This window comes from Ramlibacter albus (genome assembly GCF_014297445.1).
Taxonomy (GTDB): domain Bacteria; phylum Pseudomonadota; class Gammaproteobacteria; order Burkholderiales; family Burkholderiaceae_C; genus Ramlibacter; species Ramlibacter albus.
In genome coordinates, this window is the sequence record NZ_JACORU010000001.1 from 833,677 (window position 1) to 851,333 (window position 17,657).

Here is a 17,657-nt window from a genome sequence, read left to right on the forward strand (position 1 = left end):
ACTCGATCAGGGCTTGCAACTCGTGTCGGTGACGATCAGGTCTCGCGCCTTCTTCTCGTCCTTCTTGTCTCCGTCGGGCTTGTCTTCCTTCTTCTCTTTCTCTTTTTCCTTTTCCTTCGTCTCGGACTGTGCCTTTTCTTCCTTCACGAGCAGAGAGACGAAGGTCGTGAGCGTGTTCTGCTGCTCGGTGACGACCTGCTCCACGATCGCCTGGGCGACGGCGGGCAGTGCTTCCTGCAGGCGCGCCGCGGTGGCGCTGGCCGTCGGTGACGCGGTCGGCGCCGGCGTGGGGGCCGGTGTCGGCGCGGGCGTCGGGGCCGGTGTCGGCGCCGGTGTGGGGGCCGGCGTCGGCGCGGGCGTGGGCGCCGGTGTGGGGGCCGGCGTCGGCGCGGGCGTGGGCGCCGGTGTGGGTGCCGGCGTCGGCGCGGGTGTCGGTGCAGGCGTGGGGGCCGGCGTCGGCGCGGGTGTCGGCGCAGGTGTCGGCCCCGGTGTCGGCGCAGGCGTGGGGGCCGGAGTCGGGGCCGGTGTCGGCGCAGGCGTGGGGGCCGGAGTCGGTGCAGGCGTCGCCACGGGCGTGCTCGCGAACGTCGACAGCGGCGCGCCGCTCACGCTGGCGGCACTGGCCACGCTCGCGGGCGCCGTGACGCTCGAGAAGGTTCCGGTGGGCGCCGTCGGGCTCGAGAGGATCGTGAACTGCTCGCCGCTCGCCGGCGTGTAGCTCGACGTGATGACGAGGTTGCCGCCCAGCACCACCGCGCCCGTGACCGCCAGCTGGTCGTAGCCGCTGCCCGGCGTCGGCCCGGTGACTTCCATCTGCAGCTGGCCGGTCGCGGTCTGCGTGAAGCTGCCGTCGATGGCCAGCACGCCGGGCGACGAGCCCGGCGCGACGATGCCGGAGTTCGTGACGTTCGCGGCGACCGTGCCGCTGCCCTTGATGGTGCCTACGTTCAGGAGAGCGCCACCCCCCGTGGAGCAGCTGCTGCCCGCGCACGAAGCGATGCCCAGCAGGCCGTTGACGTCGAGCGTGCCGTTGTTGGTGGCGAGCCCTTGCGCGCTGGCCGTGGCGCCGGACGCAACGGCCAGCGTGCCCGTGTTGCTGTTCAGGAGCAGCTGGTAGGTGAAGCTCGCCGCGGGCGCGAGCGACAGCAGGCCGGCATTGTCGATGCCGCCGGTGTGCGTCATCTGCGCGCCGTTCATGGCCAGCGTACCCTGGTTGATGAACTTGCCGCGGGTGCCGCTCACGGCGACGCCCGGCAGCAGGCTCACGAGACCCGTGTTGGTCCAGAAGCCGCCGAACAGCAGGTTGTTTTCCACCTGCACGCCGCCTGGCGCCACCAGGCGCACGGTGCCGTTGCTGCCGTCGATGCCCGCGGTGCAGCCGGTGGTGTCGCACGTGCCGCCGAAACCGCCGCGGCCGGAGATCGTGAACAGGCCGTCGGCTGCCGGCGCGTAGATGCGGATCGCGCCCGACGCGGCCGTGCCCGAGACGCTGCCGCCCGCGCCACCATTGCCGGGTGTCGCGCCCGAGAGGCCGCGCCCGCCGGCGCCGCCCCGGGCCACGATGTTGATGTCGCCACCGACGGCGCCTGCTGTGATGCCCCCTGCCGCGTTCACGATCACACCGCCCCCGGAGCCGCCGTCGCCCGCTTGCGCGCCCGCGCCCGTGGCGTCGCTGCCGACACCACCGTTGGCAACGATGGTGTAGGTGCTGGCGCTCGTGACGGTGCCGGAAAAGTCCAGCGCGATCGTGCCGCCGCTGCCACCGGTGCCGCCGCCCGTGTGCGCGCCGCCGTTCGCCGCGACGAGACGCAGGGTGGCGCCGCCCGCCGCCGCGAGCGAGATGCTGCCCCCGGTGCCCGCCAGCGCGCCATGCGCGGCGGCGCTGCCCCCACCGCCGTACACGTCCACGAGCCTGAGCCAGCCCGCCGGCGCGCGCAGCGTCGCCGTGCCGCCGGCGCCGCCGCCGGCGCCGGACCCACCCGTGACGTCGTGGTTGCCGGTCGAAGTGAGGTCGCCGCCCGCGGCGCTCAGCGAGATCGTGCCGCCGGCACCACCGATGCCGTTGCTCGCGTTGCCGCCCCATGCCGCCACGCGCACCATCTGCAGGGTGCCCGCGCTGCCGACGACCACGCGGCCGCCCGCGCCGCCGCCCAGCGGGCCGCTGCCGCCATACGCGAAGGTTTCGCCGAGGTCGACGTTCGCGCCACCGTTGATCGTGATGTTGCCGGCCGTGCCGCCAGCCGCGGCCGTGCTGATGCCGCCGCGCGAGCTGAGCCCGCCCCAGGGCGCGTGGATCGAGATGGCGCCGCCGGCCTGCACCGTGATGTCGCCGCCGCGCCCGTTGGTGCCGGCGATGTCGTCGCGTGGCGACGTGGAGATGCCGTCGACGAGTGTCACCGCGCCGCCGGCGGAAACCGTCACGTTGCCGCCGTCGCCGCCCGAGCCGCCGCGCGTGTAGATGCCCGCCGACGGGAAGTTGACGGCGCCGCCGGCGCTGATCACGACGTCGCCACCACGTGCCGCGGCAGTGCCGAAGCCGCCGCCCGTCCAGACGCTGCCGAGGTTGGAGCCGAGGCTGGCGGTGGTGTAGCCGAGCAGCTCCACGTCGCCGTGGCCGGACGAGATCTCCACTCGCCCGCCGGTGCCGGCACGGCCCGCGGGCGGATCGCTGCTGACCGTGCCCCACCCGCCGGCGCTGTTGATCACGCCGATGCGGATGTTGCCATCCGCCGCGATGCGCACCGGTGCGGCGTCGCCGCCGCCTTGCGCGCCGCTGGCGCCGCCCGTACTGATGCGGCCGACGTTGATCGCACCGCCGGTGCCCGACGAGACCACCGTGATGGCGCCGCCGTTGCCCGCGAGCCCGAGCGAGCCGAAGCCGCCGAATGTCCCCAGTTCGGTCGCCGTGATGCCGCCGGAACCGGCTGCCAGCGAGATCGAGCCCGCGTTGCCGCCGCCGGAAGGCGCGCCGCCGCCGCCCGCGAAAACGTTCGTGACCGCGAGGGAGCTGGCCGCCCCCGCCGCCGCCAGCGTGATCGCGCCGCCGGCCCCGCCCTTGCCGGTGCTGCCCTGCGTGCCGCCGCCGCCCGAGAACGCGCCGTCGGCCGTGATGTTGCCCGCAGCCGAGCCGACCGAGATCGAACCGCCCGCCCCTGCGTCCGCCGTCGCGCTGCTGCCCGTGATGAACCCGCCGCCCGCGCTCAGGAAGCCGAACTGCGCGCCCGTGCCCGCCTGCACGTTCAGCGCGCCGCCGCGGCCGGACGTCGCGACGCCGGTGCCGCCGTAAGCGTTCAGGTCGGCGCCCATCGCGCTGCCGCCGGCCGCCACGGTGATCGTTCCACCCGCGCCGCCACGCGATCCTGAAGCGCCGAAGGCACTGGCCCCGTTGGTGATGCGGACGTTGCCGGCGTCGCTCACGATCGACACCGAGCCGCCTTGCCCGCCCACGCCCAGCGAAGGCGTGGAGGCGGCGTACGCGTTCACGCGCGTGACGGTGACGTCGCGGCTCGCGAGGACGGTGACGGTGCCGCCGTTCCCGGAGCCACCCTGGCCCTGGTGGCCGAACGCATGGATGTCGCCGGTCGTGATGGTGCCCGCCCCGGTCGCGGTGCCGCGTGCGGTCAGCACCGCGCTGCCGGCGCTGCCCCCGACACCGGTGGCGCCCGTGGCCTGCATCGAATCGCCGCCCTGCACGGAAATCGAGCCGGTCGTGATCGAGCCGTTGGTCGAGCCGATGCTGACCGAGCCGCCCGCCCCGCCGTTGGCGGTCGTCAGCGAAAAGCCGTGGCCGCCGTGGGCGAACACCGAACCGAGCGTGACATTGCGGCCCGCGCTGACGCGGACCGTCCCGCCGGTGCCCGCGCCACCGTCATAGCCTGCATTGGCGCCGACGTTCATGTCGCCGCTGACGATGTCGGTGCCCGCACTGAGCGAGACCGTCCCACCGCCATTGCCGAGCTTGTTGCCTCCGGACGTGTTGCCGGGTCCGGCATAGAAGGCGGAGTCGAAGGTCGATGTCCCCGAGGACGTCGTGACCGTGCCGAAGCCGTGGGCAACGAGCGCCCCGCCGGCGGAGACCGTGATGGTGCCGCCCTTGCCCGCGCGGCCGAACGCGGCGCCGCCGCCGCCGGCATAGAGGCCGCCGTTGCGGTCGCCCTGGGTGCCGATGTTGATGTCGCCGCCGGCGGTGATCGAGATCGTGCCGCCGTCGCTGCCGTCGACCGCGGGCGTGCTGGCGGACCCGCCGCCTGCGTTCAGGTGCGGCAGCGTCACGCCCTGCGCGGCGCTGATCGAGATGCGCCCGGCGGCCCCGCCGTTCTGGCTGCCGAAGGCCCACATGCCACTGCCGTCGCCGGCTTCCTGCACCACGCGGCCGCCCGCGCTGGAAAGCGAAATGACACCGCCGTTGCCGCCGGCGCCAAGGCTCGAGAAGCCTCCGGCAACGCCCACCCAGCTGCGCGCCGGGTTGCTGTCCTGCGTCGTCGACCGCAGCACGATGTCGCCACCCGCCGCCACCGACAACGTGCCGCCCGCGCCGCCGGGACCGCTGCCGTCGAGCGCGACATGGCTGAGCGTCACCGCGCCCGCCGCGCTGATCGTCGCGGTCGCGCCGGAACCCGCGCGCGTGTCGGTCGACGAGCCGATGCCGAAGCCCCAGATGTTCAGGACGTCCACCGTCGATTGCGACGTGATGGCGATGGCGCCGGCACTCGCGCCGGCGGTGCCAGCGCTCGGGTAGAACCCCCTGGTGCTCAGGGAGCCGACGCTCACCGCGCCCGCCGCCTGCAGGGTGACCGCCCCGCCGGGGATGGCGACACTGCCCTGCGAGCCGCCGGTGTAGATGTCGGTTGCGGTGATCGCACCGCCCGAGTTGATGGCGATCGAGCCGGTGTCGTAGGTCGAAAGCGCGAGGAAGTTCGACGCGCCGGCCGACTTGAGCGTGAGCGAGGCGCCGCTGACGCTCTCGAGCGCCGTGATGCGGCCGGCCTGCGTGGCGCTGGCAGCGGCTTCGATCCCGACGGCCCCCGTCACCCCGCTCACGCCGCGATACACGGCGCCGTTGAAAGAACTGGTGAGCGTGCCCAGCACCAGGTCGCCCGTGTTGCGGAACGACAGGCTGCCGCCGTAGAACGCCAGCGTGCCGACGGCGGCGCTCGTGACCGACGCGTTGCGCGCATTGCCGGCGGCGAGGATCAGCTGGTCGGCCTTCACCGTGCCGGCGTTCTGGACGATGCCGTTCAACCCGACCAGCTGGACCTGCGCGGGCGAGCCCGACGGCCCCGAGCCCGTGAGGCTCGCGTTGAGCACGACGTTGTTGTCCGCAACGAGGCCGAGCGCCCGGCCGGAGGTCCATTGCACCGGGTCCGCCACCGTGATGTTGCCGGTGCCCGTGCCGCTCGTGTACGTCGCCACATACACGTTGGACAGCGCGAGCTGGTTTTCCAGGTCCTGCACCTTCAGCACGCTCGAGTTCGGCGAGAAGTACGTTGCAGTGCCGCTTGCGGTGGAGAAGCTGCCGCCGGTCGTGCCGCTGGCCTGGATGGTGATGTCGGTCGGGTCGAGGAGCAGCAAGCCGTCGCGGCCCTGCGGCGCGCGCAGGTCGGCGGTGCCGCTGAAGGCCAGCACCGACTTGCCCGACACCTCGGCGCGCCCGCCATTGCCGCCGGCTGCGCCGCCGCGCGCTTCGATCGTGCCCGCGAAGCTCGTCGTCCCGTCGCTCCACACGGCGACCGTGCCGCCATTGCCCTGCGACGTGGCATTCGCGCGGATCGCGGCGCCGGCTTCGAGCGCGGTCTCCTTCGCATTCGCCACGCGCGCATCGCCGCCCTGCCAGCCGCCACCCACCAGCGCTTCGCCGCCGCCATCGCGCCCGGACACGTCGATGACCGCGCCGCTGCGCAGCATCACCTTGTTGGCGGTGACGTGAATCGAACCACCCGCCGAACCCGCTTCGGCGCGTACGGCGCCCGACACGTCCGCAACGTCGCCGCCCTTGAGCACGACCTTGCCGCCCTCGGCGCTCACCCCGCTGGCCTGCACGAGGCCGCTGTGCTTCAGCGTCCCCGCAAACACGCCGACTGCATCACCCTTCAACGTGCCCAGGTTCACCGCGCGGTCGTCCGGCGCCTGCACCTGCAACTGGATGCCTTCGAGCCCGCGGCCCGTGATCGCCACCTTGCGGCCCGCGGCCAGCACCGTGGCGCCGTTGTCCGCCTGCACGATCGCATCGGCGCCGACCTGCACGTCCGGCGAGATCAGCACGAGGTCACCCGAGCGCGCAATGACCTGCCCCTGCACCGACAGGCTGGCGCCGAACGCGCCGTCGCCGAAGACGAGCCGCCCCGCGATCGCATCGGCTTCGCTCATGCGCAGCGTCGACGCGGTGAAGGCCGCCGTGTCCACCGCCGCGCCCGCACCCACGGTGATGCCCGAGGGGTTGACCAGCACGAGCCGGCCGTTGGAGGAAAGCGTGCCGAAGATGCGGCTCGGGTCGTTGCCGAGGACCCGGTTGATCGACGTGCTCGCCGCGTTGGGCTGCACGAACTGCGTCGTCGTGCCCGAGGGGATGGAGAAACTCTGCCAGTTGATCGCCGAGTGCGAAGTGCCCGCGCCGTTCTGCGTGGTGACCACCGTCTTGCTGCCCTGCTGCACGACACTCGCGGCACCATGAATTGCGTGCGCACCCACTGGCTGGCCACGCGCCGCGAGCGGCGCGAAGCACGTAGCCAGCGCAAGTGCTAGACCAAGTGGGGCATGCCCCGCGACCGCCGGACTGCTTGTGGGACGCAGAGCCACCCCGAAGCACGCAGTGTGTCGGGCCATGGCTTCCTCATCACGGTTTGCAACTCGTATCGGTGACGATCGGGTCCTTGGACTTCTTCGCGTCCTTCTTGTCGTCGCCGCGCTGTTCGTCCTTCTTGTCCTTCTCCTTTTCCTTCGTCTCGGCCTGGGACTTCTCCTCCTTGACCAGGAGCGAAACGAATGTCGTGAGCGTGTTCTGCTGCTCCGTCACGACCTGCTCCACGATCGCGGGAGCAATGTTGGGTAGCGCTTCCTGCAGGCGTGCGGCCGTTGCGCTCGCCGTGGGCGATGCCGTTGGCGCGGGCGTCGGTGCGGGTGTTGGTGCAGGCGTCGGCGCGGGCGTTGGCGCAGGCGTTGGCGCAGGCGTTGGCGCAGGCGTTGGCGCAGGTGTTGGTGCAGGCGTCGGCGCAGGTGTTGGCGCGGGCGTCGGCGCAGGTGTTGGCGCAGGCGTTGGCGCGGGCGTTGGCGCAGGCGTCGGTGCAGGCGTTGGTGCCGGCGTCGGTGCAGGCGTTGGTGCCGGCGTCGGCGCAGGCGTCGGCGCAGGCGTTGGTGCCGGCGTTGGTGCAGGCGTCGGTGCAGGCGTCGGTGCAGGCGTCGGTGCAGGCGTTGGTGCCGGCGTCGGTGCAGGCGTTGGTGCCGGCGTCGGCGCAGGCGTCGGCGCAGGCGTTGGTGCCGGCGTTGGTGCAGGCGTCGGTGCAGGCGTCGGTGCAGGCGTCGGTGCAGGCGTCGGTGCAGGCGTCGGTGCAGGCGTTGGTGCAGGCGTCGGTGCAGGCGTTGGTGCCGGCGTCGGTGCGGGCGTGGGCGCAGGCGTCGGTGCAGGCGTGGGCGCCGGTGTCGGTGAAATCCGCAGCGACGGCGGCGGACCCGCGTTGATCGCCGTCGAGAAGCCGGCCAGCGTCGGGGGCGTGCCCGTGATCGTGCCGCCGGTGCTGCGAAGGATGTCGAAGTTGTCCCCCGGCACATAGGTGGGCGACACATCGTTCTTCTGGATCGTCATCGACCCGAGGTCGATGTTGCCGCTCACGTTGACGATGTCGTAGCTGCCCGTCGACGTGAGGTCCGTCGCCAGCTTGCTGCCCGCGCCCATGGTGAGCGAAGGCGTCAAGATGGCGAGCGTTGCGACCGTGCCGACGCCGCCCGGGCTGATGATGCCGTTGTTGGTGAGCAGGCCACTGCCCAGGTCCAGCGTACCCATGCCGCCGATCACGGCACTCGCGTTGTTGGCCAGGTTGTTGGCGATCGCAAGAGTCGCACCCGCGTTGGAACCCAGCGTGCCGGAGTTGCTGGTGAGCACACCGGCCGCGAACGACAGCGTGCCCGTGCCGGACGCGACCAGGCCGGTCGAATTGTTCGTGAACGTCACGCCGTTCACCGTGCTCGTTCCCGTCCCGGCGTTCTTGCGGAAGGTGCCGAAGTTGCTCACGGTCCCACCCGTGCCGGCGAACTGCAAGGCGTCCCCCCCGAGGTTGAAGAACGCCCCCGACTGGTTGGAGATCGAGCCGCCGGTGCCGAAGGTGAGCGTGCCGGACGTCATGTTGACCGTGCCCGAATTGACGACGGGGCGCGTCAACGAAACGTTGCCCCCGATCGTCGCCACCGCGCCGCTCATCACCGTGAGGCTGCCGGTGCCCAGCATCGAGCCGCTGCTCCAGCCGAGCGCGCCGCTGATGGTGAGGTTGGAAGCGCCGGTCAGCGAGCCGCTGTTGAGGATGTCCAGCCGCGCGATGTTCATCGGCCCGTCGATCGACAGCGTGCCGCCGTCGACCTGCAGCGGGATCGGTGCCGCCGGCGTGGCCGCGTTCGTCGACGACACGTTCATGTTCAGGCTGGTCGTGCCCACGCCGACGATGAAGTTGTTGCCCGCGATTGCGTTGATGGAACCGGCGCCGGTGAGTTTCGCGCCTGCCAGCGTGATGTCGTTGCCCGCCTTCAGCAGCACGCCGCCGGCTGCGGAGTTGAGCGTGGTGTTCGAGACGATGATGTCGCCCAGCGCGCCACCCAGGCCTTCCAGCGTGATACCGTTGCCCGTGATCGGCTGCGTGGCGACAACGGCATCGCCGGTGGACGTGATGGTCACGCCACCCGTCGACGCGGTGATGCCCTGCCCCGACAGGCCCACGCCCACGGCGCCGGGCTGCGAATACTGAACGGACGTACCGGTACCGGCGATGTTGCCCGCGACGGCATTGCCGGAGGACGTCAGCAACACCGAGCCCGTGGACGTGAACTTCAGCCCCTTGTTCGTCACGACGTTCGCGCCGGCGGACTGGCCGATGCCGTTCCCGGTCAGCGAAATCCCGATCACGGGCGTTGCCGAGGCCTGCGACACGCCCGCGAAGCCATTGATCGTGCTGAGGCTGATGGCATTGGTGCTGGTGTACGCGAAGCTGTCGCTGGCGCCGGAACCCGTGGCCTTGCCCGCGATCACGCCGGTGCTGTTGCTGCCTGTGAGGTTGACGCTCGAGCCTTCGGCGTACACACCGCGTGTGTTGATGGTCCCGGTGCTCTGCGTGAGCGCGCCGCCCGCGATGAGCACGGCCGTGCCCTGGTCGCCTGTCGCGCTGCCGTCGAAGAAGCTGGTGATGCCCGACATCAGGTCGTGCGGCCCCGCGATGTTGAGCGCGCCGCTCGTCTTGATGCGGAATGTCTTGTTGACGTTGGTGGCATCGCCGATCGTGGCGGCGAGGTTGCTCACCGCGTTCGACGCCGTGTCGAGCGTCACGTCGCCGAGCGCGCGGATGCCGAGCTTGTTGGCCGTGATCGGCGCCGTCGCGAGCTGCGTGATGGTGCTGGCGCTCTGCAGCCCGAGCACGTTCGTGGCTCCGGCGAGTGCGAGCGGCTGCGTGATGCTCAGGGACGCCGTGTTGGTGCCGCCCAGCTTCACGAGCGTGCCGGATGCCAGCGTGTTCAGTTCCGTGGCCGACAGCTCCACCGTACCCGCCGCCGCGTCTGTCGCGGAACCGAGGTTCATGGCCGCGCCGCCGGTCGTGGACAGCGAGACGAAGTTGGTGCCCGAGACGGAGTTCGCGGCGCCCTGCAGCGCCATCTTGTTGCCGAAGAGGAAGACACCGTTGCCGGTGATCGAGGACGTGGCGCCGAGCGTGAGCTTGCCGCCCGCAGCCAGCAACGCGGTCGCCGTGCCCGTGTTCAGCGCCGCATTGAGCGTCATGTCGTCGGTGGCCGACGAGTTGTTGGTGTTGATGGTGACCGGTGCGTTCGCGTTCAGGCCGATGGAATTGATCACCATCGAGCCGGAGTGGAACAGCTGGATCGAGTTCGGCCCGCTCGCCACGCCGCCGATCTGGTAGCTGGCGGCCGCACCCGTCGTGAAAGACGTCGCATCGAACGAGGTGCCGCCGTTGATGCCGATCTGCCCGCCCGCGATGCCGTCCTGCAGCTTGAAGATGTCGGACCGCGCGAAGCCGCTGCCCGACTTGAACAGGCCGTTGGCCGCCTTGAGGTCCAGCGTGGAAGTGGCCGAGCCCGTGGTCACGAACCCATTGACGGTGATCCCGCCGGAGATGTCGTTGACGGCGAGCTGCGACCCGGCCAGCGTCTGCGACAGGTTGCCGAGCGTCAGGCCCCCCGCGTTGTTGTTCGTGAACTGCACCGAACCGCCCGAGCCGGTGAGCGATGCCACGCTGTTGCCCGATGCGGTCAGCGTGATGGCGTTGCCGGGCGCGCTCACGTTGAGCAGGTTGCCCATGATCCGGCCGGAGGCGCCTTCCGTCATCGAGCCGGACGTGGTGGAGAGCGTGAGGTTGCCGCCCACCGCATCGAGCGTCTGCAGGACCGAGAGGCTGCCGGCGGTGACCGCGATGCTGCCGCTGCCACTGGCGGTGACGCGTGCATTGGTCGTCACTGCCACGTTCGAGTCGAGGACGATCGCGCCGCTCGTGGCGTTGTTGACGATGCCGAACCCGAGGCCGGTGTTGTCCACGGTCACGGCGCCGGTGCCGACGTGCTTCAGGCGGATGTCGCCGGTGCCGTTGTTGGAGGCGCTCACGCGCGTGGCGTCGAACTCCGCGCCGCCGCCGGCGCCGTTGGAGATGCCGCCGTTGGCTGCGATCTGCACGTCGTTGCCGTAGATCACCTTCGCGGACTGCATGCCCACGGCGCCGGCTGCGTTGATCAGCACGTTGCCGCTCGTGCCGAGCGCGCCTGCTCGCGCATCGATGTTGCCGCCGCCCAGCGACATGAAGCTGCCGGACGTGAGCTGGATGTTGCCGCCGCTGCCGACGCCCGGTGTGGTGAGGATCTCGCGCACGACGAGGCTGCCACTCGCGCCACCTGCGCTCATGGTGACGGCTCCGCCTTGCGTCCTGACCCCGCCGATGTTGATGTCCCCCCCGTTGACGTTGAGGACGACGTTGCCGCCGCCGGTGACGATGCGGTCGTTGACGTCGCCGGTCACCGTATCGCCCAACCCGGTGTTGCCGAACCGGATGCTGCCGCTGCCGGTAACGCCTGCGTTGATCGTGAACGTGCTGCCGGACCCGACGCTGCCCATGGAGAGCGCGTCCGAAGTCATGTTCCCCAGGATCACGTTGCGGTTCGCCGCAAGCGTCACGTTGCCGCCGAGCGATTCCAGCTTGCCCTGCGAGATCGTCCAGTCGGTGTTGTCGGCCGTGTTGTCGACGCCGCTGGCGCCGACCATCGAGTCCTTCGCCTGGCTGAAGGCCGCGCCGGGGACGATGATGATGTCGCGGGGGTCCAGCAGCAGCGAGCCGGCGCGGCCATTCGCGGCCGAAGTGTCCACGTCGCCGGTGAAGCGCAGGTTTTCCTTGCCGGAAGTTTCCACCTTTCCGCCGTCGCCGCCCAGCGCGCCACCGCGGGCCGCGATGCTGCCGGCCATCACCGTGCGGTCGTTGCCCCACACCACCACGGTGCCGCCGTGGCCTCGCTGCGTCGCGCTCGCGTTGATCGTCGCCCCGGCCTCGAGCGTGGTCGCGGACGCATTCGCGATGCGCGCATCGCCACCCTGCCAGCCGCCACCCACCAGCGCTTCGCCGCCGCCATCGCGCCCGGATACGTCGATGACCGCGCCGCTGCGCAGCATCACCTTGTTGGCGGTGACGTGAACCGAACCGCCTGCCGAACCCGCTTCGGCGCGCACGCTGCCGGACACGTCCGCAGCTTCAGCACCCTTGAGCACGACCTTGCCGCCTTCGGCGCTCACGCCGCTGGCCTGCACGAGGCCGCTGTGCTTCAGCGTCCCCGCAAACACGCCGACTGCATCACCCTTCAACGTGCCCAGGTTCACCGCGCGGTCGTCCGGCGCCTGCACCTGCAGCTGGATGCCTTCGAGCCCGCGGCCCGTGATCGCCACCTTGCGGCCCGCGGCCAGCACCGTGGCGCCGTTGTCCGCCTGCACGATCGCATCGGCGCCCACCTGCACGTCCGGCGAGATCAGCACGAGGTCGCCCGAGCGCGCAATGACCTGCCCCTGCACCGACAGGCTGGCGCCGAACGCGCCGTCGCCGAAGACGAGCCGCCCCGCGATCGCATCGGCTTCGCTCATGCGCAGCGTCGACGCGGTGAAGGCCGCCGTGTCCACCACCGCACCCGCACCCACCGTGATGCCCGAGGGGTTGACCAGCACGAGCCGGCCGTTGGAGGACAGCGTGCCGAAGATGCGGCTCGGGTCGTTGCCGAGGACCCGGTTGATCGACGTGCTCGCCGCGTTGGGCTGCACGAACTGCGTCGTCGTGCCCGAGGGGATGGAGAAACTCTGCCAGTTGATCGCCGAGTGCGAAGTGCCCGCGCCGTTCTGCGTGGTGACCACCGTCTTGCTGCCCTGCTGCACGACACTCGCGGCACCATGGATGGCCTGCGCGCCCACGGGCTGCCCGCGCGAGGCCAGCGGGATGAAACATGCGGCGACGGCCAGTGCGATCGCGAGCGGTGCGTGGCCGCAGGCGGCGGGGCTGCCGGCGACGCGCGCCCGGTACAACTTCGTTTGGGTCATGTGTTGTCTCTCGCGCCGGGGTCCCTCGGCTAACCTGCCCGGCGCGTCCTCTGAGAGGGAAAAGGTCGATTCAACAGTAGCACAGCGTTACATGGCACGCAATAAAAGTGCCGCAGTGAAAACCGCAGTGCGCATCACACTTCACGGCGGCCATTCAAGAGCGGCTCGCTTGGTAACATGCCCGTGAAAAAATTACGGCCGCGGTGTGACACAAATGTCGCGGCAAGCGACAAGGTATGTCGATCTTCCTGAGCATCGCGGCCTACTGCGATCCCCTGCTGCCCTTCACGATCGAGCGGGCCCTTGCGACGGCGCGCAACCCCGAGGCCTTGCACTTCGGGGTGGTGGAGCAGGCACCGGGCGACGGGCCACGGCCTGCGGCGTCATCGGCCGCCCCAGGGCGAATCAGCTACGTGCGCATCGACCCGGTCGACGCGCGCGGCCCGTGCTGGGCGCGCGCCATCGCGATGTCGCTCTACGACGGCGAGGATTTCTTCTTTCAAATCGACTCGCACATGGACTTCGACCCCGGCTGGGACGAGATGCTGTGCGACCAGCTTCGCACGCTCATGGCGGGCCGGCGCGGTGCAGTCATTTCCTCTTACCCGAATCCTTTCGTGTTCGAGGACGGCAAGCCCGTGCGGCGCAACAACAACGCGGACGTGCTGGTGCACGTGGTCAAGACCGGCACGAACTTCGAGCCCGGCCACCCCGTGCTGTCCTTCGAGGCGCATCCCGTCCCTTCGCCGCTGCCCATCGAGGGCATCCACCTCGGCGCGGGCTGCCTGTTCGCGCCGGGCAGCATCGTGCAGCTGTTCCCCTACGACCCGTTCCTGTACTTCCACGGCGAAGAGCAGTCGATGACCATGCGGCTGTACACGCATGGCTGGGACATCTTCCACATCCCGAACCTGCCGGTCTTCCACCTGTACAACAACGCCGACGCGGGCGCGCCGCCGCGACCGATGCACTGGGACGCGGCCCACGAGTCGCAACGGGCGATCGGCTGGTGGCTGTACGAGCAGCGCGCACGCGGCCGCCTTGCCCAGCTGGTGGCCAACGCGCCGCTCGGGGTGTACGGGCTGGGGCGCATCCGCACGGTGGCGGAGTACGCGGCGTTCAGCGGGATCGACTACGCGGCGCGCACGCTGGAGCCGAAGGCGTGGTCGCCGCTACGCGTCCAGCAGTGACTGCGCGAAGCACAGGTCGGCCCAGGCCTTGGCCTTGTCCGGCAGGTTGCGCAGCAGGTAGGCGGGGTGGTAGGTGACGACGACGGGCACGCCGTTGTAGTGGTGCACGCGGCCGCGCAGCTTGCCGACCGGTTCCGTCGTCTGCAGGATCGATTGCACCGCGAAGCGGCCCATTGCGAGGATGATGCGCGGCTTGAGCAAATCCACCTGCCGGCGCAGGAAGGGCTCGCATTGCGCCACTTCCTCGGGCTCCGGGTTGCGGTTGCCGGGCGGGCGGCACTTGAGCACGTTGGCGATGTAGACGCTCGTGCGCCGGTCGCGGCCGATCGCGCGCAGCATGTTGTCCAGCAGCTTGCCGGCCTGGCCCACGAAGGGCTCGCCCTGCGCGTCCTCGTTCTCGCCCGGGGCTTCGCCGATGACCATCACCTCCGCGTGCGCGGGGCCGACGCCGAAGACGGTGTTGCGGCGGCCATTGCAAAGCTTGCAGGCGCGGCAGGCAGCGACGCTGGCTTCGAGCGCGGCCCAGTCCATCGATTCGACGCCGGTCGCGCGCGGCGCAAGCGGCATGGCGACGGGCCGCTGCGGGACGGGTGCGGGCGGCCGCGCTTCCGCGCGGGGAGCGGCAGCGGGCGGCGGGGCGCTCGACATGGCGGCCTCGGCGGCCGCCACCGGTGCGGGCTGGGCGACAACGGGCGCCTCCGGGAGGAACACCCGCACGCCCATTTCGGCCAGCATCGCCCGCTGGCGTTCGTCGAGTTCGAGGCTCACAGCTTGTAGCTCATCACGATGGCGTCCTCGCGCTTGCCGCCACCGGCCGGGTAGTAGTTGCGGCGCTCGCCCACGCGGCGGTAGCCGTAGTGCTCGTACACCTTCTGCGCCCGCGTGTTGCCCACGCGCACCTCCAGCCACAGCCACTGCGCGCCCTGCGAGCGGGACCAGAGCCCCAGCGCATCGAGCATCACGCGGCCCCAGCCCTGGCCCTGGAACTGCGGCGCCACGGTGATGTTCAGCAGGTGCACTTCGTCGACGCCCTTCATGGCCACGTAGTAGCCGATCAGGGTTTCCCCCGCCACCAGCAACTGGGCGTGGTAGCCCGAACGCAGCGAGTCCGAGAAATTGCCGCGCGTCCAGGGGTGGGCGTATGCGGCGCGCTCGGCCACGAGCACTTCGTCGAGGTGGTGCTCGGTCATCGGCTCGAAGCCGGCCTCGATGGTCTTGAAGACGGCGCTCATGGCTGCGAAGCCGCGGCCTTGGCGGCCGCGCGCTCCTGCGTAGTTTGAGCCACTTTATCCCGGATGTAGAGGGGCAGGGCCCCATCCGCGCTGGTGGCGTGACCGGCAGCCAACAGCGGGGGGGCCAGCGAGAGCAGGGCGGCCGCGGTCGGAAGGGCGTCGACCTGCGAGCCCGAGGCCGGCAGGCGCCCCGCATACGCGTGCCGCGCATTGCCCGCGACGACCCAGCCATCGGGCGCTTGGAGCGCTTCGGGCTTCATCAACGCTGGTGCCTGCACGCACGTCCACGCGCCGGCGGCGTACTCGTACGCCGCAGCGTACACCTCGTCCATCCGCGCATCGAGCACGGCGACAACCTGCGTGCTGCCTTGCTGCATCCGGGCGTCCTCGGCCACGGCCAGCAGCGTGTCGACGGGCAGCACGGGCACGCCCGCGCCGAACGCAAGCCCCTGCGCGATTGAGCAGGCGGTCCGCAGCCCCGTGAAAGAGCCTGGTCCGCGCCCGAAGACGATCGCGTCCAGCTGGGCCAGCGCGAGCCCCGCCTCGGCCAGCAGGGCCTGGACGGTGGGAATCAGGGTCGCCGACGACTGCGCCCCGCCCGCGCCCTCGTGCCGCCAGGTGCGGCCATCGGCGCGCGCCACGGCCACCGAGAGGTGCTCGGTGCTGGTGTCGAAGGCAAGGAGGTTCAATTCGGGCTCGAAGGGCAATCCGCGATTATCCGGCGCCCCATAATGCCCGCATGGTGGCGCTCTGGCGGCGGATGGTGTGGGGTGCGGTGTTTGCGTCGGCCACGGCTGGGCTTGGCGCGCAGGGGCTGCCGCCGGAGATCGAAGCGGCGCTCGCCCGCACGAAGGTCCCGCGCGAGGCTGTCACGCTTTTCGTCGCGCCGGTGGACGACCTTGGCAAGGCGCGCGTCGCCCATCGCATCGACAACCCCGTCAACCCCGCCTCGGTGGCCAAGCTGGTCACGACCTATGCCGCGCTCGAGCTGCTCGGCCCCGCCTACACCTGGTCGACGCCGGTGTACGCCGAGGGTCCCATCCGCGACGGCGTGCTGCAGGGCAACCTCTACATCCGCGGCCTCGGCGACCCCAAGCTCGTGGCCGAGCGGCTGTGGCTGCTGATGCGGCGCGTGCAGGGGCTGGGCATCAAGCGGGTATCCGGCGACATCGTGCTCGACCGCAGCGCGTTCGAAACCGCCCCCGTGGACGCCGCCGCTTTCGACGGCGAGCCGCTGCGCCCCTACAACGCGGCCCCGGACGCGCTGCTCGTCAACTACAAGTCGGTCGTCATCACCTTCACGCCCGCCGACGGCCAGGCACGCGTGCACGTGGAGCCGCCGCTGGCCGGCGTCACCTGGCCCGCGAACGTGCCGCTCGCAGCGGGCGATTGCGGCGACTGGCGCACGGGCCTGCGAGCCGACTACACGGACCCGCTGCGCCCGCGCTTCGCAGGCAGCTACCCTGCCGCTTGCGGCGAGCGCGTGTGGCCGATCGCGTTCGCCGACCCGGCGGCTTTCGCGGTGCGCGCTGTTGCCGGCATGTGGCAATCGCTCGGCGGCACGGTGGGCGGGCAGGTGCGGGAGGGCCGCGTGCCCGCAGGGCTGCGGCCCGTGTTCGACGTGCGCTCGCCACCACTCGCCGAAGCCGTGCGCGACATCAACAAGTACAGCAACAATGTGATGGCGCAGCAGCTCTTCCTCACGCTCAGCCTGCAGGCGCGCGGGGCGGGCACGTTCGAGGGCTCGCGCGACGTTTTGCGCTCGTGGTGGCGCGACCGCATCGGCGGCGACCCGCCGGTGGTGGAGAACGGCTCCGGCCTGTCGCGCACCGACCGGGTCACCGCGCGCCAACTCGCGCAGCTGCTCGCGCTCGCCTGGAAGTCGCCGCTCATGCCCGAGCTGGTGGCCTCGCTGCCCGTCACCGGGCTCGACGGGACGCTGCGGCGGTCCACGGCCGCGGGGCTCGCGCACCTCAAGAGCGGCAGCCTGCGCGACGTCGCCGGCATCGCGGGCTACGTGCACGGCGCCAGCGGCCGGCGCTACGTGCTGGTCGCCATCGCCAACCATTCCGCTCCGTCGGCGATCCGGCCGCTCTTCGACGTGCTGGTGGACTGGGCGGCCCGGGACTCATGAGCGGCGCCGACCTCATCGGCTACGTCGCCGCCGTCCTGACCACCCTCAGCTTCGTCCCGCAGGCGTGGCATACCTGGCGCACGCGCGACGTGAGCGGGATCTCTCTGGGCATGTACAGCGTCTTCACTGCCGGGGTGGCGCTGTGGCTCGCGTACGGCGTCCTGGTGACGGCCTGGCCCGTCATCCTGGCCAATGCGGTCACGCTCGCGCTGGCCTGCTCGATCCTGGCGATGAAGGTCCGCTTCGGGGGCGGCGCGTCACCTGAGTGACGGCCTGAGGGTTCCCACGGATGGGACCCGCCGCGCCATGGATAACCATGGCAACCCCGACCA

Annotated in this window: 8 protein-coding genes and 1 pseudogene; 4 read left to right on the plus strand and 5 right to left on the minus strand. The window is 71.1% G+C overall.

Annotated elements, in window-relative coordinates; all coding sequences use genetic code 11:
• Window positions 1-6: 6 nt before the first annotated feature.
• A complete protein-coding gene (locus tag H8R02_RS03880; RefSeq protein ID WP_187080015.1) occupies window positions 7-6,651 on the minus strand; it encodes a two-partner secretion domain-containing protein in 6,645 nt (2,214 codons plus the stop codon).
• Window positions 6,652-7,037: 386 nt separating this feature from the next.
• Here H8R02_RS03880 and H8R02_RS30960 point away from each other — a divergent pair, with 386 nt between their 5' ends.
• Window positions 7,038-7,766 carry a hypothetical protein gene (locus H8R02_RS30960; protein WP_494338104.1) on the plus strand — a complete coding sequence of 243 codons (729 nt, stop codon included), beginning with the start codon at window positions 7,038-7,040 and terminating at the stop codon, window positions 7,764-7,766.
• Between the two features lie 4,097 nt (window positions 7,767-11,863).
• Here H8R02_RS30960 and H8R02_RS30965 read toward each other — a convergent pair.
• Window positions 11,864-12,769: pseudogene (locus H8R02_RS30965) on the minus strand (two-partner secretion domain-containing protein); the annotation flags it as partial.
• A 236-nt stretch (window positions 12,770-13,005) separates the two neighbouring features.
• Here H8R02_RS30965 and H8R02_RS03890 point away from each other — a divergent pair.
• A complete protein-coding gene (locus tag H8R02_RS03890) occupies window positions 13,006-13,959 on the plus strand; it encodes a GlcNAc-transferase family protein (protein ID WP_187080017.1) in 954 nt (317 codons plus the stop codon).
• On the opposite strand, the gene H8R02_RS03895 is transcribed toward H8R02_RS03890, so the two are convergent.
• From H8R02_RS03895 to tsaB, 3 genes are read right to left on the minus strand one after another with little or no spacing between them, the layout of a single operon-like run.
• Window positions 13,942-14,694, minus strand: a complete 753-nt coding sequence (locus H8R02_RS03895; RefSeq protein WP_187080589.1) for a uracil-DNA glycosylase — start codon at window positions 14,692-14,694, stop codon at window positions 13,942-13,944. The genes H8R02_RS03890 and H8R02_RS03895 overlap by 18 nt on opposite strands.
• Window positions 14,695-14,723: 29 nt before the next feature.
• Complete coding sequence (gene rimI, locus H8R02_RS03900) at window positions 14,724-15,191, minus strand: ribosomal protein S18-alanine N-acetyltransferase (RefSeq protein ID WP_187080018.1); 468 nt, start codon at window positions 15,189-15,191, stop codon at window positions 14,724-14,726.
• Entirely contained in the window at window positions 15,188-15,880 is a 693-nt protein-coding gene (gene tsaB / locus H8R02_RS03905) for a tRNA (adenosine(37)-N6)-threonylcarbamoyltransferase complex dimerization subunit type 1 TsaB (RefSeq protein WP_187080019.1), read from the minus strand. Before tsaB ends, rimI begins: the two co-directional genes overlap by 4 nt.
• Before the next feature lie 50 nt (window positions 15,881-15,930).
• Here tsaB and dacB point away from each other — a divergent pair, with 50 nt between their 5' ends.
• Complete coding sequence (gene dacB, locus H8R02_RS03910; protein ID WP_187080020.1) at window positions 15,931-17,325, plus strand: D-alanyl-D-alanine carboxypeptidase/D-alanyl-D-alanine endopeptidase; 1,395 nt, start codon at window positions 15,931-15,933, stop codon at window positions 17,323-17,325.
• Window positions 17,322-17,594 carry a SemiSWEET transporter gene (locus H8R02_RS03915; protein WP_187080021.1) on the plus strand — a complete coding sequence of 91 codons (273 nt, stop codon included), beginning with the start codon at window positions 17,322-17,324 and terminating at the stop codon, window positions 17,592-17,594. Before dacB ends, H8R02_RS03915 begins: the two co-directional genes overlap by 4 nt.
• Window positions 17,595-17,657 lie beyond the last annotated feature (63 nt).

What these genes read in the sequence shown, in the direction of transcription:
- H8R02_RS30960 (WP_494338104.1), top strand. Translation starts at nt 7,038, where the DNA reads ATGTTGGGTAGCGCTTCCTGCAGGCGTGCGGCCGTTGCGCTCGCCGTG.
- H8R02_RS03890 (WP_187080017.1), top strand. Translation starts at nt 13,006, where the DNA reads ATGTCGATCTTCCTGAGCATCGCGGCCTACTGCGATCCCCTGCTGCCC.
- H8R02_RS03895 (WP_187080589.1), bottom strand. Translation starts at nt 14,694, where the DNA reads ATGCTGGCCGAAATGGGCGTGCGGGTGTTCCTCCCGGAGGCGCCCGTT.
- rimI (WP_187080018.1), bottom strand. Translation starts at nt 15,191, where the DNA reads ATGAGCGCCGTCTTCAAGACCATCGAGGCCGGCTTCGAGCCGATGACC.
- dacB (WP_187080020.1), top strand. Translation starts at nt 15,931, where the DNA reads ATGGTGGCGCTCTGGCGGCGGATGGTGTGGGGTGCGGTGTTTGCGTCG.
- H8R02_RS03915 (WP_187080021.1), top strand. Translation starts at nt 17,322, where the DNA reads ATGAGCGGCGCCGACCTCATCGGCTACGTCGCCGCCGTCCTGACCACC.